General features: G+C 70.3%; 23 protein-coding genes. 10 read left to right on the top strand and 13 right to left on the bottom strand.

Annotation, left to right across the window (positions count from 1 at the left end):
• Positions 1–22: 22 nt before the first annotated feature.
• From ACMV_RS10620 to ACMV_RS10600, 5 genes are all read right to left on the bottom strand, one after another.
• Positions 23–1,597: a DHA2 family efflux MFS transporter permease subunit gene (locus tag ACMV_RS10620; protein ID WP_007422580.1), complete on the bottom strand. Its 1,575-nt coding sequence runs from the start codon at positions 1,595–1,597 to the stop codon at positions 23–25.
• Between the two features lie 27 nt (positions 1,598–1,624).
• On the bottom strand, positions 1,625–2,731 hold the full coding sequence (locus tag ACMV_RS10615) for an HlyD family secretion protein (RefSeq protein WP_012039699.1): 1,107 nt from the start codon (positions 2,729–2,731) through the stop codon (positions 1,625–1,627).
• On the bottom strand, positions 2,731–3,279 hold the full coding sequence (locus tag ACMV_RS10610; RefSeq protein ID WP_013640441.1) for a MarR family winged helix-turn-helix transcriptional regulator: 549 nt from the start codon (positions 3,277–3,279) through the stop codon (positions 2,731–2,733). Before ACMV_RS10610 ends, ACMV_RS10615 begins: the two co-directional genes overlap by 1 nt.
• 114 nt (positions 3,280–3,393) lie before the next feature.
• The gene (locus ACMV_RS10605) at positions 3,394–4,083 is read right to left on the bottom strand and encodes a MarC family protein (RefSeq protein WP_012039698.1); all 690 of its coding nucleotides are present in this window, start codon (positions 4,081–4,083) and stop codon (positions 3,394–3,396) included.
• The gene (locus ACMV_RS10600) at positions 4,080–5,249 is read right to left on the bottom strand and encodes an amidohydrolase (RefSeq protein WP_007422576.1); all 1,170 of its coding nucleotides are present in this window, start codon (positions 5,247–5,249) and stop codon (positions 4,080–4,082) included. Before ACMV_RS10600 ends, ACMV_RS10605 begins: the two co-directional genes overlap by 4 nt.
• 213 nt (positions 5,250–5,462) lie before the next feature.
• Between ACMV_RS10600 and ACMV_RS10595 the strand changes: the two genes are divergently transcribed.
• Positions 5,463–5,654 carry a hypothetical protein gene (locus tag ACMV_RS10595; protein WP_013640440.1) on the top strand — a complete coding sequence of 64 codons (192 nt, stop codon included), beginning with the start codon at positions 5,463–5,465 and terminating at the stop codon, positions 5,652–5,654.
• Between the two features lie 111 nt (positions 5,655–5,765).
• On the opposite strand, the gene ACMV_RS10590 is transcribed toward ACMV_RS10595, so the two are convergent.
• Both ACMV_RS10590 and ACMV_RS10585 read right to left on the bottom strand, forming a co-directional pair.
• The gene (locus ACMV_RS10590; protein WP_012039696.1) at positions 5,766–7,421 is read right to left on the bottom strand and encodes a phosphoenolpyruvate carboxykinase; all 1,656 of its coding nucleotides are present in this window, start codon (positions 7,419–7,421) and stop codon (positions 5,766–5,768) included.
• Between the two features lie 79 nt (positions 7,422–7,500).
• Entirely contained in the window at positions 7,501–8,211 is a 711-nt protein-coding gene (locus tag ACMV_RS10585; protein ID WP_231844391.1) for a HugZ family pyridoxamine 5'-phosphate oxidase, read from the bottom strand.
• Between the two features lie 66 nt (positions 8,212–8,277).
• Here ACMV_RS10585 and ACMV_RS10580 point away from each other — a divergent pair, with 66 nt between their 5' ends.
• Genes ACMV_RS10580 through ACMV_RS10570 form a run of 3 tightly spaced genes read left to right on the top strand, consistent with a single transcriptional unit; the run spans position 8,278 to position 11,170 of the window.
• Entirely contained in the window at positions 8,278–8,979 is a 702-nt protein-coding gene (locus tag ACMV_RS10580; RefSeq protein WP_007422574.1) for a response regulator transcription factor, read from the top strand.
• Positions 8,976–10,625 carry a stimulus-sensing domain-containing protein gene (locus ACMV_RS10575; protein WP_013640438.1) on the top strand — a complete coding sequence of 550 codons (1,650 nt, stop codon included), beginning with the start codon at positions 8,976–8,978 and terminating at the stop codon, positions 10,623–10,625. The genes ACMV_RS10580 and ACMV_RS10575 overlap by 4 nt, the downstream gene beginning before the upstream one ends.
• A gap of 23 nt (positions 10,626–10,648) precedes the next feature.
• Entirely contained in the window at positions 10,649–11,170 is a 522-nt protein-coding gene (locus ACMV_RS10570; RefSeq protein WP_231844390.1) for a hypothetical protein, read from the top strand.
• Between the two features lie 69 nt (positions 11,171–11,239).
• On the opposite strand, the gene ACMV_RS10565 is transcribed toward ACMV_RS10570, so the two are convergent.
• The 6 genes from ACMV_RS10565 to ubiA form a co-directional block, all read right to left on the bottom strand.
• Positions 11,240–12,022, bottom strand: coding sequence for a succinate dehydrogenase iron-sulfur subunit (locus tag ACMV_RS10565; RefSeq protein ID WP_013640436.1), 783 nt, complete (start codon positions 12,020–12,022; stop codon positions 11,240–11,242).
• Positions 12,023–12,038: 16 nt separating this feature from the next.
• The gene (sdhA, locus tag ACMV_RS10560) at positions 12,039–13,850 is read right to left on the bottom strand and encodes a succinate dehydrogenase flavoprotein subunit (RefSeq protein ID WP_013640435.1); all 1,812 of its coding nucleotides are present in this window, start codon (positions 13,848–13,850) and stop codon (positions 12,039–12,041) included.
• 25 nt (positions 13,851–13,875) lie between these two features.
• Complete coding sequence (sdhD, locus tag ACMV_RS10555) at positions 13,876–14,253, bottom strand: succinate dehydrogenase, hydrophobic membrane anchor protein (RefSeq protein ID WP_007422568.1); 378 nt, start codon at positions 14,251–14,253, stop codon at positions 13,876–13,878.
• Positions 14,254–14,276: 23 nt separating this feature from the next.
• Positions 14,277–14,708, bottom strand: coding sequence for a succinate dehydrogenase, cytochrome b556 subunit (gene sdhC / locus ACMV_RS10550; protein WP_012039693.1), 432 nt, complete (start codon positions 14,706–14,708; stop codon positions 14,277–14,279).
• Positions 14,709–14,798: 90 nt separating this feature from the next.
• A complete protein-coding gene (locus tag ACMV_RS10545; protein WP_007422566.1) occupies positions 14,799–15,443 on the bottom strand; it encodes a class I SAM-dependent methyltransferase in 645 nt (214 codons plus the stop codon).
• A complete protein-coding gene (ubiA, locus tag ACMV_RS10540; protein ID WP_041665324.1) occupies positions 15,440–16,357 on the bottom strand; it encodes a 4-hydroxybenzoate octaprenyltransferase in 918 nt (305 codons plus the stop codon). Before ubiA ends, ACMV_RS10545 begins: the two co-directional genes overlap by 4 nt.
• Between ubiA and ACMV_RS10535 the strand changes: the two genes are divergently transcribed.
• From ACMV_RS10535 to ACMV_RS10510, 6 genes are all read left to right on the top strand, one after another.
• Complete coding sequence (locus tag ACMV_RS10535) at positions 16,356–17,072, top strand: 16S rRNA (uracil(1498)-N(3))-methyltransferase (protein ID WP_041665016.1); 717 nt, start codon at positions 16,356–16,358, stop codon at positions 17,070–17,072. The genes ubiA and ACMV_RS10535 overlap by 2 nt on opposite strands.
• 15 nt (positions 17,073–17,087) lie before the next feature.
• On the top strand, positions 17,088–18,464 hold the full coding sequence (locus ACMV_RS10530) for a glutamate--cysteine ligase (protein ID WP_013640430.1): 1,377 nt from the start codon (positions 17,088–17,090) through the stop codon (positions 18,462–18,464).
• 81 nt (positions 18,465–18,545) lie between these two features.
• A complete protein-coding gene (locus tag ACMV_RS10525; protein ID WP_013640429.1) occupies positions 18,546–19,163 on the top strand; it encodes a cytochrome b in 618 nt (205 codons plus the stop codon).
• Positions 19,164–19,442: 279 nt separating this feature from the next.
• Positions 19,443–20,264: a PEP-CTERM sorting domain-containing protein gene (locus tag ACMV_RS10520; protein ID WP_269447772.1), complete on the top strand. Its 822-nt coding sequence runs from the start codon at positions 19,443–19,445 to the stop codon at positions 20,262–20,264.
• A gap of 175 nt (positions 20,265–20,439) precedes the next feature.
• A complete protein-coding gene (locus tag ACMV_RS10515; RefSeq protein ID WP_007423721.1) occupies positions 20,440–21,135 on the top strand; it encodes a VIT1/CCC1 transporter family protein in 696 nt (231 codons plus the stop codon).
• Positions 21,136–21,265: 130 nt separating this feature from the next.
• Positions 21,266–21,838: a hypothetical protein gene (locus tag ACMV_RS10510; RefSeq protein ID WP_012039686.1), complete on the top strand. Its 573-nt coding sequence runs from the start codon at positions 21,266–21,268 to the stop codon at positions 21,836–21,838.
• Positions 21,839–21,854 lie beyond the last annotated feature (16 nt).

Genomic DNA, 21,854 nt, shown 5'->3' with positions numbered 1-21,854 from the left:
GCGGGCGGGTGGAGGCGCAAAATCACTCCATGACCGCCATTTCCGGCTTCTCCGCCTTCGCGGCCATGGCGGCCTGCGGCGGGCGGCGCATCAGCAGCAGGCACAGCATGGTCGGGATGCTGATGACCATCATGAACTTGAACGCGTCGATGAAGGAGATGATCTGCGCCTGCTGGTCGAGTGTCGCGTTCAGCAGCGCCGCCCCGGCATGGGTCATCGGGTCGAGCAGGCGCGAGACCGCGCCGCCCACCTGCAGGTTGCGGCTGAACGGCGTCACGTGGTCGGCGAGCGTGGCGTGGTTCACCTGCGCCATCTGCACCTGCACCGCCTCGGTGACGGAAATGCCCACCGCCATGCCGATATTGCGCATCAGGCTGAGCAGCGAGGTGCCCTGGGTGCGCAGCGCCTGCGGCAGCGTGTAGAAGGCGACGACCTGCAGCGGGGTGAACACGAAGCCGAGCCCCATTCCCTGCACGATCAGCGTCTCGATCATGTAAGACTGCGGCGAGGAGGGCAGCCACTGCATCATCATCCAGAACGAGACGACGAGCAGCGCGAAGCCCGCCGCCATCAGCGCGCGCGGGTCGATCCGGTTCGACAGCCGCCCCGCCAGCATCATCGCCCCCATCGTGCCGATGCCGCGCGGCGCCATCACCAGCCCCGCCGTCTCCACCGGGTAGTTGCCGAGCTTCTCGAGGAAGGGCGGCATCAGCGTCGCCGACGAGAGCAGCACCGAGCCCACCGCGAACATGGTGATCAGCCCGGCATTGAGGTTGCGGTCGGCGAACACCCCGCGCGGGATGAACGGGTTCTTCGCCGTCATCATGTGGACGATGAACAGATAGAGCCCGATCACCGCCAGCACCGCGAAGGTGACGATCTCCGGCGAGCCGAACCAGTCCTTCTCCTGCCCGCGGTCGAGCATGATCTGCAGCGAGCCGAGGAAGAGCGACAGCACGGCGAAGCCGATCCAGTCGAACTGCCCGCTCGCCGGCCGCCGCGCCCGCTTCGGCATGAACGCGCCGAGGGCCAGCACCGCGGCGATGCCGAACGGCACGTTGACGAAGAACACGTAGCGCCAGTTGTAGAAATAGGTGAGATAGCCGCCCAGCGTCGGCCCCAGGATCGGCCCGATCATGACGCCGACGCCCCAGATCGCCATCGCCGAGCCGCGCTTCTCGACCGGGTAGATGTCCAGCATGGTGGACTGGCTGAGCGGCACCAGCGCGGCGCCGAACACGCCCTGCAGCAGCCGGTCCATCACCATCTCGCCGAGCGAGGTGGCGACGCCGCACATCATCGAGCTGACGGTGAAGCCCACCAGCGAGATCAGGAAGATGTTCTTCCGCCCATACTGCGCGGCCAGCCAGCCGACCGGCGCGGTCATGATCGCGGCGGCGATGACGTAGGAGGTCAGGACCCAGGTGATCTCGTCATACGAGGCCGAGAGCGAGCCCTGCATGTAGGGCAGCGAGACGTTGGCGATGGTCGCGTCCAGCGCCTGCATCAGCGTGCCGATCATGCAGCCGACCGTGACGATCGCCCGCGGCAGCCCGCTGAGCTGCATTTCCTCCTCGTGCGAAGCCGGCCCGGCCATGGTTCAGCGCTCCCGCCGCATCCCGGCTCAGAACAGGTCCGAAAGCCGGTTCTGGTGCCCGGTGGTGATGGTGATCTCGGCGGTCATGCCGTTGCGCAGCACGAGGTCCTTCGGCCCGCCGGTGATGTTCACCCGCAGCGGAATGCGCTGCACCACCTTCACCCAGTTGCCCGAGGAATTCTCCGCCGGCAGGATCGAGAAGCTCGACCCGCTGGCCGGCGAGATGCTGGCGACCACGCCCTGCCAGGTCTGCCCCGGATAGGCGTCGACATGCACCTTCACCTTGTCGCCCGGCTTCACCCAGGTCAGCGAGGTCTCCTTCGGCTGCGAGCGGATCCACACATCGCTGGTCGAGACCAGCGCGAAGGCCGAGGTGCCGGCCGGCAGGAACATGCCCGGCTCCAGCTTGTCGGTCTCCGTCACCACCCCGGCGAAGGGCGCGCGCACGATCGAGTGGCGGTAGTTCAGCTCGGCGGTGGCCAGCGCCGCCTTCGCCGCCTTGTATTGCGGCGTATCCCCGATCTTGATCTTCGGGTTGCCCGACAGTTTCGCGAGATCGACGCCCGCCTGCGCCGTCATCGAGGCGAGCGTCGCCTCGTCGCCCTGGAGCTTGTATTTCGCATCGTCATAGGCGGTGCGCGTCACGCCGCCGGTGTGCACCAGCGCCGCGTAGCGCGCGAAGTTCAGCCTGTCGTTGTCCACCACCGACTGCTGGGTGCGGATCTTCGCGATCTCGGCGCGATAGCCGGCCCGCGTCGCCTCGATCTCCTGGCCCACCTCGGCGAGGTTCGCCTTCGCCTGGGCGATCGCCACCCTGAAGCGCGACGGGTCGAGGGTGAACAGCACCTGCCCCTTCTTCACCTGCTGGTTGTCATGGACATCGACCGTCTCGACGAGGCCCGACACGTCGGTCGACAGCGCGACCCGCGCCGCCCGCACATAGGTATCGGTCACGTTCACCGTGCCGCCGCTCAGCAGCCAGTAGACCAGGATCGCGCCGAGGATCACCAGCACGCCGCCGATCATCAGCAACGGGCGCAGCATCCGCCCGGAGCGGCTGCGTCCCCTCGTCGCCTCCTGGCGCATCTCGGCTTCGCGGGCCACGGGGCCGGTTGCGGTACTCGTTTGGGACATCAGACCATCTCCTGTTCGGCTTGTGCCGTGGTATCGTCGCCGGAAGCGGCGGCCATCCCGCCCGGCGCCGCCGCGCACGCTCCCGTTTCGTCATGTGCCGCGCCGCCGCAGCGCCCGGCGCCGAGCAGCGTCGTCTTGATCCGCAGCAGCTCCCCGACCAGCGTATCCATCGTCTCCGGCGCGAGCCCGCTGCCGATCAGCGCCGCGACCGCGCCGCGCTGGGCCTCGATCTCGGCGAGCAGCGGCCGCGCCGCCTCGGTCAGGTGCAGCCGCCAGATCCGCCGGTCGCGCGGGTCGGCCCGCCGCTCCACCAGGTTGCGCGCCGCCAGCCGGTCGGTCAGCCGCGCGACGCTCATCGGCTCCACCTCCAGCAACTCGGCGAGATCCTTCTGCGACAGGCCCGGATGCCGGGCGAGCTTGATCAGCATCGCCCATTGCGCGCGGTTCATGCCGTGCAGCCTCGCGCGGCGGTCGATTTCAAGCCGCAGCAGCCGCGCCACATCGTGCAGCAGCAGCAGCAGGTCGGGTTCGGCGGGCAACTGGGACATAGCAGCCGAGATGATAAGGTGCGTTACGAGTAAGTGCCACTGCCGCAGTTCTGCGTTTTTCGCAGGGGCCGTTCCCGGCCCGCCCCCCTTGCGCGCCGGCGCCCGCTCAGGCGCTCACCCGGCCAGCGCCTGGTGCAGCACCGGAATGGCGCCGGACAGCATGATCTGCACGCCGATCCCGAGCAGGATGAACGCCGCCAGCCGCGACAGCACCCGCCGCCCGGTCGCGCCGAGGATCACGTCCAGCCGGTCGGCCGCCGCATAGCTCACCCAGGTGATCGCCGCGATCGCCACCGCCGCGAGCGACATGCCGGCGTAGAACGCGCCGAGCGGCGTGCCGAAGGCGCCCCGTTCCGTCCCCAGCGTCACCGCGACGGCGATGGTCCCCGGCCCGGTGGTGAAGGGCAGGGTGAGCGGAAAGAACGCCATCGAGGCGATCTCGTCCGGGTCCTGGTCCGGCGCCGGCAGCGAACTCGCCGCCTGCGCCTGCTTGCGCGCCTCGGTCACCTCCGGCGCGTTCAGCATCTGGAACGCCCGGCTCGCCACCACCGCGCCGCCGGCCAGCCGCAGCGCGTTCAGCGTGATGCCGAAGAAGCTCAGGATATAGCTGCCCGCCCAGAGCGAGACGAGCATCACCGCGGCGCTGTTCATCCCCACCTTGCGCGCCAGCGTCGCCCGCACCGGCCGGCTCGCATTGCCGGTGATCTCGTTGAAGATGATCGCCCCGGCCAGCGGATTGACGATCGACAGCAGCGCCGGAAACCCGAGCAGGAAGGCGTTCAGCCCGGGCCCGAGCAGGTTCAAGCCGGCAGTTCCCGCGCGGCGATCGCGGCGAACAGCGCCGCCCCGAGCGGGATGATCGCGTCGTTGAAGTCGTAGCGCGGATGATGCAGCGGCACCGAGCCGCGCTCGCCGTCCGCCTGGCCGATGCGGAAGAAGCAGCCCGGCCGTTCCAGCGCGTAGAAGGCGAAATCCTCCCCGCCCATCGAGGCCGGCATGGTGGTCCGCACCTGCGCCGCGCCCACCACCCCCCGCGCCGCCTCGGCGAAGGACGCGGCGGCGCCGGCATCGTTGACCACCGGCGGATAGCCCCGCTCGTAGCCGACCTCCGCCGCCACCCCCGCGGCGGCGGCGAGTTCGGCCACCAGGCCCGGAATGTCGCGCGCCATCTGGTCCTGCACGTGCGGCATCAGCGTGCGCACCGTGCCCGACAGGGTCGCCACCTCGGGAATCACGTTGTTGGCGCTGCCGGCGTGGAAGGTGCAGACCGAGACCACCGCCGAATCGAGCGGCGCCACCCGCCGCGCCACCAGGCTCTGCAACCCGACCACGATCTGCGCCCCGGCGACGATCGGGTCGATCGCCTGGTGCGGCCGCGCCGCGTGCCCGCCCTTGCCGGTCAGCCGGATCCGCAGCGTGTCCGACGCCGCGTTCACCGTCCCCGGCGAGGCCGAGACCACCCCCGCCGGCAGCAGCGGGTCGTTATGCGCGCCGAACACCGAATCGAACGGGAACCGCTCCAGCAGCCCGTCCTCCAGCATCGCCCGCGCCCCGGCGCCGCCCTCCTCGGCGGGCTGGAAGATGAAATGGATCGTCCCGGAAAACCGCCGCGTCGCCGCGAGGTAGCGCGCCGCGGCGAGCAGCATCGTGGTGTGCCCGTCATGCCCGCAGGCATGCATCGTCCCCGGCGTGGTCGAGCGCCAGGGCGCGTCGCCCGCCTCCTCGATCGGCAGCGCGTCCATGTCGGCGCGCAGCGCGATGGCCCGGTTCCCCGACCCCGCCCGCAGCGTGCCGACCACCCCGGTGCCGCCCACCCCGGTCGTCACCTCCAGGCCGAACGCCGCCAGCCGCTCCGCCACCAGCGCCGCGGTGCGGCGCTCCTGGTAGCCGAGTTCGGGATGCGCGTGGAAATCGCGGCGCCAGGCGGAAAATTCCGGCGCCCAGGCGAGAAGCTGCTCGTCGATCGTCATGGCGCGCAGAATAAGGCCAAAAACGCCGCGCCGTCACCCATACGGAGACGGACGGGGCCGGCCGCCCCGCCGCCGGTTTCATGCCGCTGCCGTATAGGTGATAGGTGTACCCAACCCGTTATTGCACCGCAGCAAATGTGCCATATGGACGGTCAGACGGAGCGCCGCTCCGGGATGACAAGCCTGAACACGAAAGCATAAAGGAAGACTCCCATGAACAAGCTGACCCGCGCCATCGCCCTCATCGCCGCCCTCGGCGCCATCGCCCCGGTCGCCGCGAACGCCGCCACCTTCGGCAACACCCACGACCAGCTCGTGCAGAAGATCAACAACGCCTACGGCACCCAGTTCAAGACCGGCCACGCCGCCCCGGCCGCGCCGGCCCAGGCCCAGCACAACAACTGATCCGCGCGGCGCCCCGCGCGGGGCGCCGAAGCGACAGATAAAAAAAACGAACAAACGCCGCCCCGAGGCTCCCCGGGGCGGCGTTTTCGTCGGTGTCGGCGGGCGGCGGCGTCAGGCCGCCGGGCGGATCGCCGCGTTGCGGATCTCGTCGTCCACCGTCTCGGCGAAGCGCTTGAAGTTCTCCTCGAACCGCGCCACCAGCTCCGCCGCCTGCCGGTCATAGGCGGCCTTGTCGGCCCAGGCCTCGCGCGGGTCCAGCACCGCCGACGGCACGCCCTCGACCGCATCGGGAATCATCAGCCCGAACGCCCGGTCCGGATGGAAGCTCGTGCCCTCCAGCGCGCCCGAAAGTGCCGCGTTCAGCAGCGCGCGCGTATGCCGGATCGACATCCGCCGCCCGGTCCCGAACGCCCCGCCGGTCCAGCCCGTGTTCACCAGCCAGCACGAGACGCCATGCTCGGCGATCAGCTTCGCCAGCAGCTCGCCATAGACCCGCGGCGGCCGCGGCAGGAACGGCGCGCCGAAACAGGTCGAGAAGGTCGCCTGCGGCTCGCGGCCCAGCCCCTTCTCGGTGCCCGCCACCTTCGCCGTGTAGCCGGAGAGGAAGTGATACATCGCCTGCGCCGGCGTCAGCTTCGCGATCGGCGGCAGCACCCCGAACGCATCCGCCGTCAGCATCACCACGTTGCGCGGCATCCCGCCCCGCCCGGTCGGCTCGACATTGGGGATGAACTCGATCGGGTAGCACGAGCGGGTGTTCTCGGTCAGGCTGCGGTCGGCGAGGTCCACCACCCCCTGCGCGTCCGCCACCACGTTCTCCAGCACGGTGCCGAAGCGGTGGCTCGCGGCGAAGATCTCCGGCTCCGCCTCGGCCGAGAGGTCGATCACCTTGGCGTAGCAGCCGCCCTCGAAGTTGAACACGCCATCCGGCCCCCAGCCATGCTCGTCATCGCCGATCAGCCGGCGCGCCGGGTCGGAGGAGAGGGTGGTCTTGCCGGTGCCCGACAGGCCGAAGAACAGGGCGACGTCGTCGTCCCGGCCGATATTGGCGCTGCAATGCATCGGCAGCACGCCGCGTTCGGGCAGCAGCCAGTTCATCACCGTGAAGATCGATTTCTTGATCTCGCCGGCATATTGCGTCCCGGCGATGACGATCCGCCGCTCCGCGAAGGACAGCGCGATCGCGGTCGAGGAGCGCACCCCGTCCACCGCCGGGTCGGCCTCGAATTCCGGCGCGTGCAGGATCACGAAATCCGGTTCGAACCCGTCCAGCTCCGCCGCGGCCGGGCGGATGAACATGTTCCGCGCGAACAGCGCCTGCCAGGCGTTGGTGGTGACGAGGCGCACCCGGATGCGGTTTTTCGGATCGGCGCCCGCGAACAGGTCCTGGGTGAACAGCTCGCGCCCCTGCAGGAAGGCCTGCACCCGGCCGCGCAGCGTCGCGTAATGCGCGGCGGAGAGCTTCTGGTTCACGCTCCCCCACCAGACATCGGCGCTGGTCTGCGGCTCGTCCACCACGAACTTGTCGGCGACCGAGCGGCCGGTATGCACGCCGGTCTGCACCATCAGCGCGCCATCGGCGGAAAGCCGGCCTTCGCCGCGGCGCAGCGCGTGGGTGACGAGGGCGGGGGCGGTCAGGTTCGCGTGCAGGGCGGCGGCGCGGGCAATGCCCGCCGGGGCCAGGATGGCCGCCTGTCGGGCGGCCTCGGAGTCGGGATTCGTCGGGTTTGGCGTCACGGCTCTGGTCTTTCTTGGCTTCGACTTCATGTTCGATTTTCGCTATATGCCGTCCCTTACGGGTTTTTCCAAACCCGAAAAGCGAAAATTCGACCGCGCTCAGCGAAACTCAACCATGCGTCGCGCCGTCTGCCAAATTCGTGAGCGCATCTTCATAAACCCGCAACATCCGCCCGAAGGCGACGCGCAGCACGATGTCCTCGCGCCCGAGATCGAACCCGTCGGGGTCGAGCGCCACCATCCGCCAGCCGCTGCCGCTGCCGCCGTGCCGCGCCGCCACCTCGTCGAGGCGCGCGCCGAGCCCGTCATTCGCCGCCGCCATCGCCGCGCGGCACGCCGCCTGGTCCTGCAACGCCGCCGTCCTTGGCGCCAGCCGCTCGACATCGAGCGTCGCCGCCCGCGCGAATCCGCCGACGAACCGCGCGCCCACCGGGCTCAGCCGGTAGATCCCGAAATCCGTGAACCCCGCGTAGCCGCGCGCATAGGGGTGGATGGCGAGGTAGCGCTCGCGGTCCTCCGGCGCGTCCGAGCGCGCCGCGTCGCACACCAGCGACAGGCGCGGGCTGGTCTGCGGATTCGCCTCCGCCGGCGGCCCGCTGACCATCAGCGCGCAGCGCGGATCGCGGTCCAGCGCCCTGGTATGTGCCGAAAGCTGCGAGAGCAGCACCACCACGTCGCCCTCCGGCGTCACCGCCGGGGTGACGAGGGCGATCGCCGGATACTCGTCCTCGATCACCGCGAGGCTGCCCACCCGCGCCGCCCGCAGCAGCAGCCGCGCCTCGCGGTGGATGTCGTTCTGGATGTCCCTGGGCTCTTGCATCGGCGCCATATTCCCGTCACGTCAGATCCGGATACTGCGACGAAAGACGGCTGCAAGGCAAAACCCATGAAACAGACGATCGCCCTGGTCGACGACGACCGCCACATCCTCGAATCGGTGCAGATGACCCTCGAGCAGGAGGGCTTCGCCGTCCGCACCTATACCGACGGCGAATCCGCCCTCCAGGGGCTGATGACCCGCCCGGCCGACCTCGCGGTGCTCGACATCAAGATGCCGCGGATGGACGGGATGGAGCTGCTCCAGCGCCTGCGCGCCCGCTCGGCCATGCCGGTCATCTTCCTCACCAGCAAGGACGACGAGCTCGACGAGCTGATGGGCCTGCGCCTCGGCGCCGACGACTACATCACCAAGCCCTTCAGCCAGCGCCTGCTGCTCGAGCGCATCCGCGCCCTGCTGCGCCGCAACGAGGCCAGCCGCGCCGAGGGGTCCGGCGCCGCCCCCACCGGCGTCATCGGCCGCGGCGACCTCACGCTCGACGAAACCAAGCACCAGTGCCTCTGGAAGGGGCAGGACATCCAGCTCACCGTCACCGAGTTCCTGCTGGTCAAGGCGCTCGCCGCCCGCCCCGGCATGGTCAAGTCGCGCGACCAGCTGATCGACGCCGCCTATGGCGAGAACGTCTATGTCGACGACCGCACGATCGACAGCCACATCAAGCGCCTGCGCCGCAAGTTCCGCGCCGTCGATGACGAGTTCGACCAGATCGAGACGCTCTACGGCATCGGCTACCGCTACAAGGAAGCATGACCGCGGCGGCCTCCTTTCCCGCCGGCGGGCGCGGCTGGCGGCGGGTCTCGCCGCTGCTGCGGCGCATCCTGCTGGTCAACGCCCTGCCGCTCGCCCTCATCGTCGCGGCGCTGCTCTATCTCGACCAGTACCAGCACGGCCTGCTCACCGCCGAGGTCACCGCGCTGCGCGAGCAGGCGCGGATCTATGCCGGCGCGCTCGCCGAATCGGCGGTGCAGTCCAACGCGTCGGACCAGCCCTCGCTGAAGCCGGACCTCGCCCGCCCGCTGCTCTACCGCCTGACCGAGCCGACGCCGAACGCCCAGGCCCTGGTCTACGGGGCGGATGGACGGGTGATCGCCAATTCGCGCATCCGCCAGGGGCCGGGCGGGGCGATCGTGACCGAGCCGCTGCCGCCGGTGCAGCCGCGCGGCGACTTCGCCCGCGCCGTCAGCTTCCTCTACGACCAGTTCGTCGCCTTCCTGCCGAGTTCCGAGGTCACCTCCGGGCAGGACGGCAAGGGCGGCTCCGGCCTCGGCTGGCAGCCCAGCGTGCGCGAGGTGCTGAAGCTCACCGGCGCCAAGCCCTCGCACGCGGCGCCGCCCTTCATCCGCCGCGCCGCCGATGGCCGGCTGCTGATCACCGTCTCCGAACCCATCGTCCGCGCCAAGAACACGGTCGGCGCCGTGCTCCTCACCCGCGAGGCGACCGAGGTCGACCGCGCGGTCTTCGCCGTGCGGGTATCGATCCTCGGCCTGTTCGTGCTCGCCCTGGTGCTCACCGTGCTGCTTTCGGTCTATCTCGCCCGCACCATCGCGACGCCGCTGCTCCGCCTCGCCGCCTCGGCCGGCCGCCTGCGCGAGGGCCGCGGCGCGATGACCGAGCCGGTGCCCCCGCCGATCGCCGCCCGCGACGACGAGATCGGCGTCCTCGCCCGCGCCCTCGAGGAATCCGCCCACGCCCTCTGGGCGCGGATGGACGCGATCGAGCGCTTCGCCGCCGATGTCGCGCACGAGATCAAGAACCCGCTCTCCTCGATCCGCTCCGCCGTCGAGACCGTCCGCCGGACGGACGATCCCGCCCGCGCCGCCCGCCTGTTCGACATCATCTCGCAGGACGTCCGCCGGCTCGACCGGCTGATCTCCGACATCAGCGATTCCTCGCGCCTCGATTCCGAAATGTCGCGCACCGCGCTGGAGCCGGTCGACCTCGCCCCCATCCTCGCCGCCCTCGCCGAGATCCACCAGTCCACCCGCGAGGGCGACGCGCCGGTGATGGTGCTCGACGCGCCGAAGACCGGCCTCGTCGTCCGCGGCGCCGAGGGAAGGCTGGTCCAGGTCCTGCGCAACCTGATCGGCAACGCGATCTCCTTCAGCCCGCAGCGCGGCAAGATCTGGCTGCGCGGCCGCGTCACCGGCAGCATCGTCGAACTCGCCGTCGAGGACGAGGGCCCCGGCATCCCCGACGCCAAGCTCGACCACGTGTTCGACCGCTTCTACTCCGAGCGCCCGCAGAGCGAGGGCTTCGGCAACCATTCCGGCCTCGGCCTGTCGATCTCCCGGCAGATCGTCGAGGCCCATCAGGGCCGCATCACCGCCGAGAACCGCCGCGACCCCGAGGGCGCGGTCATCGGCGCCCGCTTCGTCATCCGCCTGCCGCGCGGATGACCGGGAAGCACCGTCATGCCTCCGTGCCGACCACCGAACGCCCCGGCAACCGCCCCTTCGGGATCCCGGCGAACGCCAGATGGGCCGGCGTCCCGATCCCCGGGTTCCTCGCCATCGCGATCGCCGCCCTGGATGCCTGGACGGTCTGGTGCAACGCCTCCCCCGCCACCTATTTCCACTACGGCAAGATCATGTTCTTTCCGCTGATCGCCGCCGGCGTACTCATGGCCTGGGCGCTCAATTCCGGCAAGCTGGTGATGATCCGCCTGTGGCACGTCTTCGCCCGCCTCGTGGTCGCGGCCTATGCCGTGCTCGCGGTCATCTTCATCGCCGAACTGGCGGTCTATCCGTTCGCCCGCGCCTTCGGCGCCGTCATCGGCCTGGTCATTTTCCTGCTGACCGCGCCGTTCTTCCTGCTGATGCGGCGCGATTTCCGCCGCAGCCGCTGGCTCGACCCCGATTCGCTGCCCTCGGAATGGGAAATCGCCGCCATCCACGACCCGAATTCGATCAACTACCAGCCACCGAAACGCAAACGAAGCTGACCGCCCGGCCATGAAAAAAGGGCCGGCGCAACCCGCCGGCCCTTCCCGCATCCGAACGCCCGCCGGAGATTACCCCTGGCGTTCGACCATCATCTGCTTGATCTTGCCGATCGCCTTCGCCGGGTTCAGCCCCTTCGGGCAGGTCTGCGTGCAGTTCATGATCGTGTGGCAGCGATAGAGCTTGAACGGATCTTCCAGCGCGTCGAGCCGCTTGCCGGTCGCCTCGTCGCGCGAATCCGCGATCCACCGATACGCCGCCATCAGAACGGCCGGGCCGAGATAGCGGTCGCCGTTCCACCAGTAGGACGGGCAGGAGGTCGTGCAGCAGAAGCACAGGATGCACTCCCACAGCCCGTCCAGCTCCGCGCGTTCCTCCACGCTCTGCTTGCGCTCGCCATCCGGCGGCGGCGGCGTCTCGGCCTGCAGCCACGGCTCGATCGAGCGATACTGCGCATAGGCCTGGTTGAGATCCGGCACGAGGTCCTTGACCACCGGCATGTGCGGCAGCGGGTTGATGTTCACCGCCTCCTTCACCTCCTCGATCGGCTTGAGGCAGGCGAGCGTGTTGGTCCCGTCGATGTTCATCGCGCAGGAGCCGCAGATCCCCTCGCGGCAGGAGCGGCGGAAGGTGAGGGTGGGGTCGATCTCGTTCTTGATCTTGATCAGCGCGTCCAGCACCATCGGCCCGCACTTGTCGAGGTCGATCTCATAGGTGTCGGCGCGAGGATTGGCGTCCTCGTCGGGGTTCCAGCGATACACCTTGAAGCTCTTCACCCGGGTCGCCCCCGGCTCGGCCTTGTAGGTCTTGCCCTGGGTCACGCGGCTGTTCTTCGGGAGGGTCAGTTCGGCCATGGTTCGAAACCCTTTCTCAGTAGACGCGCTTCTTCGGCGGGAACACCGAAACGTCGTTGGTCAGCGTCTGCATCCGCACCGGGCGGTAGTCGAGCGCCACCTCGCCTTCATCCGTGCAATGGGCGAGCGAATGCTTCATCCACTCGGCGTCGTCGCGCTCGGGGAAGTCGTCATGCGCGTGCGCCCCGCGGCTCTCGTGCCGCGCCTCGGCCGAGGCCATGGTGGTGATCGCGTTGCCCATCAGGTTGTGCAGCTCGAGCGCCTCCATCAGGTCGGAATTCCAGATCAGCCCGCGATCGGACACCGAGATGTCCTTCAGCCCCTGCCACAGGCCGGACATCTTCGCGACACCTTCCTTCAGCGTCTTGGAGTTGCGGAACACCGCGGCGTGGTTCTGCATCGTCCGCTGCATCTGGTCGCGGAGTGCGGCGACGGTGGTGCCGCCCTTGGCGTGGCGCGTCGCGTCCAGCCGGTCGAGCGAGGCCTCGCCGGCGCGGGCGGGCAGGGCGGGCTGGCTCGCGCCCGGCGTGACCACCTTCGCCGCCTGGTGCGCCGCCGCCCGGCCGAACACCACGAGGTCGAGCAGCGAGTTGGTGCCGAGCCGGTTCGCGCCGTGCACCGAAACGCACGCCGCCTCGCCCACCGCCATCAGCCCCGGCACGATCGCGTCCGGATTGTCCCTGGTCGGCCGCAGCACCTCGGCGCGATAATTCGTCGGAATGCCGCCCATGTTGTAATGCACGGTCGGCAGCACCGGGATCGGCGCCTTGGTCACGTCCACGCCCGCGAACACCCGCGCCGTCTCCGAAATCCCCGGCAGCCGCTCATGCAGCTGCTCCGGCTTCAGCCCTTCGAGGTGCAGCAGGATATGGTCCTTGTTCGGCCCGCAGCCGCGCCCTTCCATGATCTCGATCGTCATCGAGCGCGAGACCACGTCGCGCGAGGCGAGGTCCTTCGCCGTCGGCGCATAGCGCTCCATGAAGCGCTCGCCCTCGGCGTTGGTCAGGTATCCGCCCTCGCCGCGCGCGCCCTCGGTGATCAGGCAGCCGGCCGGGAAAATGCCCGTCGGGTGGAACTGCACGAACTCCATGTCCTGCATCGGCAGCCCGGCGCGCAGCGCCATGCCGCCGCCATCGCCGGTGCAGGTATGCGCCGAGGTGCAGGAGAGATAGGCGCGGCCATAGCCGCCGGTCGCCAGCACCACCAGCTGCGCGCGGAAGCGGTGGATCGTCCCGTCCTCCAGGCACCAGGCCATCACCCCGCGGCACGCGCCCTCGTCGTCCATGATGAGGTCGGTCGCGAAATACTCGACGAAGAACTCCACATCCGCCTTCAGGCTCTGCTGGTACAGCGTGTGCAGGATGGCGTGGCCGGTGCGGTCGGCGGCGGCGCAGGCGCGGCGCACCGGCGCCTGGCCGAAATCCTTCATGTGCCCGCCGAACGGCCGCTGGTAGATCTTGCCGTCCTCGGTGCGGCTGAACGGCACGCCGAAATGCTCCAGCTCGTGAATCGCCGGAATCGCCTCGCGGCACATGTATTCGATGGCGTCCTGATCACCGAGCCAGTCCGAGCCCTTGACGGTGTCATACATGTGCCAGCGCCAGTCGTCCGGCTCCATGTTGCCGAGTGCGGCGCCGATGCCGCCCTGTGCGGCCACGGTATGGCTGCGGGTCGGGAACACCTTGCTGATGCAGGCGGTCTTCAGCCCGGCCTGGCCCATGCCGAGCGTCGCCCGCAGGCCGGACCCGCCGGCGCCGACGACGATGACGTCATAGGTATGGTCGATGATCGTGTAGGCGCCGAGCGACGGCTTCGACATTGCGTTCATGACGGTGATTTCCCCAGGCGGCGGATCAGAAGGACAGTTTCAGGACCGAGATGATGGCCAGCAGCCCGAAGAACCCGGCCGTCGCCCGCATCGCGAGCATGACCGCGAGCCGCTTGCCCTCGGAGCGGATGTAGTCCTCGATCACCACCTGCAAACCCAGCTGCAGGTGATAGAACAGCGCGATCACGAGGGCGAGGAACAGCACCCCGTTCCACGGCTCGGCCATGTAGCGCAGCATCTCGGCCTGGCTCGCGCCCTCCAGCAGCAGCACCGACAGCACGGCGTAGAGCGCGAGCGGCAGCAGCGCCAGCGCGGTCAGCCGCTGCGCCCACCAGTGATGCACGCCCGATTTCGCGGCCCCCATGCCGCGGGCGCGGCCGAGTGCCGAACGCATGATCCTCATCGACTTGTCTCCCCCCGCCGCGCTCACAGCAGCACCAGCCCGACCAGCCAGACCAGCACGGTCAGCCCGCCGGCCGCCACCACCACCGCCACGCCGGAGCGATGCACGCTCGGCAGCTCGAAGCCGACCCCGGCATCCCACAGCAGGTGCCGGATGCCGTTGCAGAAGTGGTAGAACAGGGCGAAGGTGAAGCCGAACAGCACGATCATCCCGAGAATCGAGCCGACGATCGCCTGCGCCACCGAGAACGCGCCCGACGAGGTCGCCGCCGCCGCCAGCCAGAGCGAAAGCAGCACCGCCCCGGCCGACAGCGCGACGCCGGTGATCCGGTGCAGGATCGACAGGGTCGAGGTGATCTGGGGGCGATAGACTTGCAGATGGGGTGACAAGGGCCGGCGGACCGTCCCGCCTGTCGAGTTGCGCCCCTGCATGAGCGCTTCGCGCACATCCTGCATGCTCGTCACCACCTTTCTGCCGGTCGTCTCATGACGAAATTGAAATGCTGCACCTGCTTAGTCCCCGAGGTGGCGAGGGTCAATTCACTGTCAAGCGCCCGCGATCCGATACAGCACGGTCTCCCGCGCGCTCCGGCTTTCGAGTTCGTGCAGGGTCGGAACCGTGCGGCGCGCGAATTCCGCCAGCCCCGCGCGCGGCACATAGGCGCGGCCCGGATCGGCGATCCACACCTCCGCCGTCGCAGCGCAGCGTTGCAGCCACGGCCAGATATGCGCGGTCATCGGTTTCTCATAGCAGACATCCCCGCAGAGAATGAGGTCCTGCGCCGGCGCGGTGCCAGTCGCGTCGCCGATCACGATCTCGACCGCGACCCCGTTCGCCGCCGCGTTGAGCCCGATCGCCGCCCCCGCCACCGGGTCGATCTCCACCGCCGTCACCCGCGCCGCCCCCGCCTTCGCCGCGGCGATCGCGGCCAGGCCCGACCCGGCGGCGAAATCCATCACCCGCCGGCCGCGCACGGTCTCCGGGTTGTCGAGCACATGCCGCGCCAGCGCGATCGAGCCCGGCCAGGCAAACGCCCAGTAGGGCGGGGCGATGCCGCTCTCGGCGAGGAATTCCTCGGTCGCCTGCCAGATCGGCGTGATCTCGGTGGCGAGATGCAGCCCGATCTCCGGCACCAGCGCCGGCGCCGTCCACGCCGTGCTCGCGCGGATGAACGCGGCCGCGTCCCTCATCGCCCGATCAGGATCGCCAGCCCCACCAGCAGCCCGACCCACCGGTTCAGCTTGAACAGCGCGAGGCAGCGCGCCGGATCGTCGATATCGAGCCGCACGACCTGCCAGGCCAGCAGCGCGCCCGGCAGCGCGAGCGCGATCAGCCCGTCCCGCCCGATCCCGGCCACCGCCATCGCCGCGGCGATGAGCGCCAGCATCCCCGCATACCACAGCGCGACGAACAGCCGCGTCCGCCCGCCGAGCCGGAGTGCCGAGGACTTGATGCCCGCCAGCGCGTCGTCCTCGCGGTCCTGGTGCGCGTAGATCGTGTCATAACCGAGGATCCACAGGATCGTCCCGGCATAGAGCGGCAGCACCGGCCAGCCCAGCGCCCCGTGCGCGGCGGCATAGCCGAGCGGCGCGCCCCAGCCGAAGGTGAAGCCGAGCATCACCTGCGGCCACCAGGTCACCCGCTTCGCCGCCGGGTAGAACGCCACCAGCACCAGCGAGGCAACGCCGAGGATCTGCGCCGTCCGCCCCAGCATCAGCAGAATCACCAGCCCCGCCAGCAGCAGCAGGAGCAGGAAGGCCACCGCCGCCGGGACCGACACCGCGCCCGAGGCCAGCGGCCGCCCCGCCGTCCGCGCCACCTGCCGGTCCAGCTCGCGGTCCCACAGGTCGTTCACCACGCATCCCGCCGCCCGCATCACCACCGCGCCCACGGCGAACAGCGCGATCAGGCCGAGCGTCGTCCACACCCCCGCCCGCGCCAGCAGGATGCTCCACAGCCCCGGCAGGAACAGCAGCCACACGCCGATCGGCCGGTCCAGCCGCGCCAGCAGCGCGAACGGCCTGAGCCGCGCCGGCAGCCGCGCCACCCATCCCCCGGCCCGGATATCGGTAAAACCTGTCCCGCCTGCTACAGGGTCAGCCATGGCCTCGCTCATCCGTCTGCACCTTCCATCACCCTTGTCGCCCGGCGCGACCCTTGCCACATCCGCGGCCCAGGCGCACTACCTCGGCGCCGTGATGCGCCGCCGCGCCGGCGATCGGCTGCTGGTCTTCAACGCCGGTTCCGGCGAATTCGCCGCGACGATCGGCGCGCTCGACCGCCGCGCCGCCACCCTCGTCCTCGGCGCGCGCACCCGCGCGCCCGAACCCGAACCCGATTGCTGGCTCTGCTTCGCCCCGCTCCGGCGCGACATGACCGAACTCGTCGTCGAGAAGGCCACCGAGCTCGGCGTCTCCCGCCTCGTGCCCGTGCTCACCGCCCGCACCCAGCCCGCCCGCCTGCGCGCCGACCGCCTCGCCGCCATCGCCACCGAGGCCGCCGAACAGTCCGAGCGCCTGACCATCCCCGACATCGCCGAGCCGGCCCCGCTCGCGGCCTTCCTCGCCTCCTTCCCGCCGTCCCGCCGCCTCTTCGTCGCCGCCGAGCGCCACGCCGCCCCGCCCCTGTCGCCGGCCGATCCGCTTCAACCCCACGCCCTTCTGGTCGGCCCCGAGGGCGGCCTTGCGCCGGAGGAGCTTGACGCCATGGCCCGCCATGCGTTTGTGTCGCCGGTAACCCTCGGACCGCGCATCCTGCGCGCCGAAACCGCCGCCATCGCCGGGCTCGCGCGTCTGCTCGCGGGGTCCGCGCCCAGCTGATTTCAGGAGCCCGCTTTGTCCAACCCCGGAGAGGCCGACGCCACCCCGATCGATCCCGCGCAGCCCGCCGCGCGCCAACTCGCCGACTGGTTTGCCGCCGGCTGCAAGCCGCCGGCCGATTTCCGCATCGGCACCGAACACGAAAGCTTCGGCTTCCGGCGCGACAGTTTCGCGCCGCCGCCCTACGCGCCGGACGGCATCCGCGCCGTGCTCGACTCCGTCGCCGCCGCCGAGGGCATCGAGCCGATCCTCGATTCCGGCAACCCGATCGGCCTGAAGGGCGGGGGGTTCTCGATCTCCCTCGAACCCGGCGGCCAGTTCGAGCTCTCCGGCGCCCCGCTCGCCTCGATCCACGAGACGAAGCGGGAGATCGACGCCCATATCGCCCGCGTCCACCGCATCGGCGAGGCGCTCGGCCTCGGCTTCGCCCCGCTCGGCTTCCACCCGACGGCCCGCCGCGCCGATTTCGACTGGATGCCCAAGGGCCGCTACGCCATCATGCGCGCCTACATGCAGAAGGTCGGCACCCGCGGGCTCGACATGATGCTGCGCACCTGCACCGTCCAGGCCAATCTCGACTTCTCCTCCGAGGCCGACATGGTGCGGAAGATGCGCGTCGGCCTCGCCCTGCAGCCGCTCGCCACCGCCCTGTTCGCCAACGGCCCCTTCGTCGAGGGCAGGCCGAACGGCCTGCTCTCCAACCGCGCCGATGCCTGGCTCGATACCGACAACGCCCGCGCCGGCATCCCCCGCATGGTCTTCGAGGACGGTTTCGGCTTCGAGCGCTACGCCGACTACATGCTCGATATCCCGATGTATTTCGTCTACCGCGACGGGCAGTACATCGACGTCTCCGGCAAGTCCTTCCGCGACTTCATCGCCGGCCGGCTCGAGGGCCTCGCCGCCGAGCCCGCCACGATCGGCGACTTCGCCGACCACACCACCACCACCTTCCCCGATGTCCGCCTCAAGCGCTTCATCGAGACCCGCGGCGCCGATTCCGGCAATCCCGCCATGCTCCTCGCCCAGCCCGCCCTCTGGACCGGCCTGTTCTACGACGATGCGGCGCTCGACGCCGCCTCCGCCCTGATCCGCGATCTCTCCTGGGAGCAGATCGTCCACCTGCGCGATGAGGTGCCCCGCCACGGGCTCGACATCGCGCTGCCCACCGGCACCCTGCGCGACCTCGCGCGCGACGTCCTCGCCATCGCCGCGGACGGGCTGAAATCCCGCGCGCGGACCAACGCGGCCGGCGAGGACGAGCGCATCTACCTCGCCCCCCTCGAAGCCATCGCCCATGGCGCGCCCACCCAGGCCGAGCACTGGCTCGGCCGCTACCACGGCGCCTGGCACGGCGACGCCACGCGCATTTTCGCCGAAGCCGCCCTCTGAGCCTGTCCGGCCCGGGCCGCCGTCGACGCCCTCACCACGGATTGCGTTGACGCGCGGCCCCGCTCCGCTACACCCCGCGGCATGACCGCATCCCCCCGCCACGTCTACGACCGCGCCAGCCTCGCCTTCCACTGGCTCACCGCCATCCTGGTCGGCCTGAACTGGGCCCTTGCCGAGGGGCGCGGCTTCCTGCCGAAAGGCGACGCTCGCGCCCTCGTCCTCTCCGTCCATATCGCGACCGGCTTCGCCATCGCCGCGATCCTGCTCCTCCGCCTCGCCTGGCGCCTCACCCTCGGCCACAAGCCGCCCCGGCTGCCCGGCGTGCTCGAAGCCATCGGCCGCCTCGCGCATGTCCTGCTCTATCTCCTGCTCGCCCTGACGGTCGCCACCGGCATCTCCCGCGCGCTCGGCCACGGCTCACGCCTCTTCGCCTGGCGGCTCGACGTGCCGATGCCCGCCCCGCTCCACGCGTTCCTGCGCGCCGCCGGCTCGATCCACGGCACCATCGCCGACGCGCTGGTCATCCTCGCCGGCCTGCACGCCCTCGCCGCCATCGCCCACCACGCCCTCCTGCGCGACGACACGCTGAACCGCATGCTCCCCCTGATCGGCGACCGCCTCCGCGCCCCGCGCCCCTGGACCCGCCACACCGAGCGTCTGCTCCGCCGCCTCGGCATCCACCCCACCCGCGCCGACTGATCGTGGCATCGCCCGCGTTCGGCGCCGGAGGGCGGAATGTCATCAAAATACAATCTAAACGTGCAAAACATCCATGATGAAACGGCAACGACTGTCGGAAAATTTTACATCTCATTCGCCTCGATTTCATAACATGCTGAATTGTTTACGGAATATTTTCAGGCACGAAATTTGCGTCTAATTTTTTATTCAGCGTGACGGCCTCGCCCTCCCGGCAGGACCCGACCGGCCGCGCCATTCGACGTGACGATTTCAGCCTCAAGGAGACGGCATTCCATGATGTCCAGTTCGACCCGGTCCCGGCCCGCCAGACCGCTCGCCACCGCCCTGCTCGCCGGCGCCGCCGCCCTCGCGCTCCTCGCGTCCGGCGGCACCGCCCAGGCCCACAACGGAAATGGCTGGAACTGGGGCCAGGGGACTCCGTGGGGGCAGCAACGGGGGCAGCAGGGCAGCAAAACCAGCACGCTCCACAGCTTCTGCGCCGGCTCCACGCCCGCCTGCACCGATAACGGGATCAACACCCCCACCACGACCAACCCGCCGGAATTCGGCTTCTGGGCCTCCGGCGGCCCGACCTCCGGCGACCTCATCCTCGCCTTCCTGACGCCGGAGACGACGCCGCCCTCCGCCGCCCCCACGATCGGCATCACGCAGGCCGCCAAGGGAACGCCGTCCTCCATCACGACGACGCTCGCCAAACCCTTCGCCTGGACGCGCCGCGATCTCGCCTCCTATCTCGGCTACACGCCGGCCCACCCGAACAACCCGATCGGCGCCTTCAAAAGCGTCTCCGGCGGATACGACGTCTACGTCGCCGATCTCGGCAGCCAGACCCTCCAGTCGCAGGCGCAGGCGACCAACGGGCCGCTCTTCACCCTCACCGCCGCCCTGCCGGAATACTCCTACGCCGTCGCCTTCCTCGCCAGCACCCCGCTCAGCGACTGCCAGTCCGGCACGGCCTACGGCGCCACGGCCAATAGCGGCGCCCTCTATATCGACGGCAAGCCGTCAACCCCGGTCCCCGAGCCCGGCTCGCTGGCCCTGCTCGGCACCGCCCTGGCCGTCCTCGGCCTCGCCGCCCGCCGCAAGCGCCGCGCCTGACCCACCCGCCCCCGGCAACCGCCGGGGGTTTTCTTCCTCCCCGGCCCGCATCCCGGCCGGCGACCGCGCCAAGCCGTTCGCCGCCGACGCCCCGCCCCGCATGGCCAGCTTGGCCCGCCCGCCCGCCGGCCTATGATACGGCGCACATCATGGCCGCTGCGGCGACGGAGCAAAAATGCATCTTCCCCATCCTGAATTTCACCTTCTCGGCCGCACCGGCTGGCTCCGCGCCGCCGTGCTCGGCGCCAATGACGGCATCATCTCCACCGCCAGCCTCATCCTCGGCGTGATCTCCGCGAGCGGCGTCCGGCACGATGCGCTGGTCGCCGGCGTCGCCGGCCTCGTCGCCGGAGCGATGGCGATGGCCGCCGGCGAATACGTCTCGGTCAGCTCCCAGGCCGATACCGAAACCGCCGCCCTGGCCAAGGAACGCGCCGAACTCGCCGAAAGCCCGGCCTCCGAGCACGCCGAACTCGCCGCGATCTACGTCGCCCGTGGCCTCGACCCCGCTCTCGCCGGCGCCGTCGCCACCCAGCTCATGGCGCATGACGCGCTCGGCGCCCATGCCCGCGACGAGCTCGGCCTCACCGAATTCACCGCCGCCAACCCGATCCAGGCCGCCATGGCCTCCGCCGCCACCTTCGCCGTCGGCGCCGCCGCCCCGCTCATCCTCGCCGCCACCCTGCCGAAGCCCGTGCTCTCCGCCGGAATCGGCCTCGGCGCCCTCGTCTTCCTCGCCGTGCTCGGCGCCGTCGGCGGCCGCGCCGGCGGCGCGCCGATGCTCAAACCCGCCCTGCGCGTCGCCTTCTGGGGGGCGCTCGCCATGGCCGCCACCACGCTGATCGGCCACCTGTTCGGCGCCACCGTCTAGTTTTCCGCTCCCGAACGCCATCGGCGTTCGGGAGCGGAACACCAGTTCATGTTCCGATCCTCCCGGACCGCGTAAAGATTTCCTAACGGAATTCTTGCCCACCCCCCGCCCGTCATGGTCTCCTGCGCGCATGGAGACACGCGGCGTCATCGTCACCTTCCTGCGGATCGTCGATGCGCTGTACGGCGCCATCGCCCGGGCCGGGCGGCGCGGCGCCTTCGGGCCGGATCGCGACCTCGCCGCGGCGATCGCGCTCCGCATCGCCCGCCTCGTCGGCCGCATCGCCGACCTCGCCGCCCGGCTGGAGGCCGGCACGCTGCACCCGCCGCGCCGGCAGGCGCCCCGCCGATCGGCGCCGCGTCCGCGCGCGCCGTCCGCCCTGCCGCGCCGCCGCGGCCTCGCCGCCGCCGGCGGATTCGAAATCCGCGGCTATGCCTCCCAGCTCGCGCATCTGCTGAACCAGCCCGAAATGGCGGCGATCCTCGCCGCCGACCCGCGCTTCGGCCGCGCCGTCCGCCCGCTCTGCCACCTGCTCAGGATTCCGCTGCCGGCCGCGCTGGCCCCGCAACCAATTTTGCTCCGCCGCCCCGAACCCGCCAGCGGAACGCCCTCGCAGCGGCTCTGCAACCACTCTTCCGCGCCGGCGCCGGATCGGGCCGCGCCATCTGCCCCGCTTGCCGTCGCCCTCCGCCCGTCCGGATAACGCCGGGGCGGCGCTT

It is taken from the genome of Acidiphilium multivorum AIU301, from assembly GCF_000202835.1.
Classification (GTDB): Bacteria; Pseudomonadota; Alphaproteobacteria; order Acetobacterales; family Acetobacteraceae; genus Acidiphilium; species Acidiphilium multivorum.
Note: the sequence above shows the minus strand (reverse complement) of the source record. Positions and strands in the feature narration are given on the sequence as shown.

Bases quoted from the DNA above. Each gene is read 5' to 3' on its own strand.
- ACMV_RS10620 (WP_007422580.1), bottom strand. From the start codon at position 1,597: ATGGCCGGGCCGGCTTCGCACGAGGAGGAAATGCAGCTCAGCGGGCTG.
- ACMV_RS10615 (WP_012039699.1), bottom strand. From the start codon at position 2,731: ATGTCCCAAACGAGTACCGCAACCGGCCCCGTGGCCCGCGAAGCCGAG.
- ACMV_RS10610 (WP_013640441.1), bottom strand. From the start codon at position 3,279: ATGTCCCAGTTGCCCGCCGAACCCGACCTGCTGCTGCTGCTGCACGAT.
- ACMV_RS10600 (WP_007422576.1), bottom strand. From the start codon at position 5,249: ATGACGATCGACGAGCAGCTTCTCGCCTGGGCGCCGGAATTTTCCGCC.
- ACMV_RS10595 (WP_013640440.1), top strand. From the start codon at position 5,463: ATGAACAAGCTGACCCGCGCCATCGCCCTCATCGCCGCCCTCGGCGCC.
- ACMV_RS10590 (WP_012039696.1), bottom strand. From the start codon at position 7,421: ATGAAGTCGAAGCCAAGAAAGACCAGAGCCGTGACGCCAAACCCGACG.
- ACMV_RS10585 (WP_231844391.1), bottom strand. From the start codon at position 8,211: ATGCAAGAGCCCAGGGACATCCAGAACGACATCCACCGCGAGGCGCGG.
- ACMV_RS10580 (WP_007422574.1), top strand. From the start codon at position 8,278: ATGAAACAGACGATCGCCCTGGTCGACGACGACCGCCACATCCTCGAA.
- ACMV_RS10575 (WP_013640438.1), top strand. From the start codon at position 8,976: ATGACCGCGGCGGCCTCCTTTCCCGCCGGCGGGCGCGGCTGGCGGCGG.
- ACMV_RS10565 (WP_013640436.1), bottom strand. From the start codon at position 12,022: ATGGCCGAACTGACCCTCCCGAAGAACAGCCGCGTGACCCAGGGCAAG.
- sdhA (WP_013640435.1), bottom strand. From the start codon at position 13,850: ATGAACGCAATGTCGAAGCCGTCGCTCGGCGCCTACACGATCATCGAC.
- sdhD (WP_007422568.1), bottom strand. From the start codon at position 14,253: ATGAGGATCATGCGTTCGGCACTCGGCCGCGCCCGCGGCATGGGGGCC.
- sdhC (WP_012039693.1), bottom strand. From the start codon at position 14,708: ATGCAGGATGTGCGCGAAGCGCTCATGCAGGGGCGCAACTCGACAGGC.
- ACMV_RS10545 (WP_007422566.1), bottom strand. From the start codon at position 15,443: ATGAGGGACGCGGCCGCGTTCATCCGCGCGAGCACGGCGTGGACGGCG.
- ACMV_RS10535 (WP_041665016.1), top strand. From the start codon at position 16,356: ATGGCCTCGCTCATCCGTCTGCACCTTCCATCACCCTTGTCGCCCGGC.
- ubiA (WP_041665324.1), bottom strand. From the start codon at position 16,357: ATGGCTGACCCTGTAGCAGGCGGGACAGGTTTTACCGATATCCGGGCC.
- ACMV_RS10525 (WP_013640429.1), top strand. From the start codon at position 18,546: ATGACCGCATCCCCCCGCCACGTCTACGACCGCGCCAGCCTCGCCTTC.
- ACMV_RS10520 (WP_269447772.1), top strand. From the start codon at position 19,443: ATGTCCAGTTCGACCCGGTCCCGGCCCGCCAGACCGCTCGCCACCGCC.
- ACMV_RS10515 (WP_007423721.1), top strand. From the start codon at position 20,440: ATGCATCTTCCCCATCCTGAATTTCACCTTCTCGGCCGCACCGGCTGG.
- ACMV_RS10510 (WP_012039686.1), top strand. From the start codon at position 21,266: ATGGAGACACGCGGCGTCATCGTCACCTTCCTGCGGATCGTCGATGCG.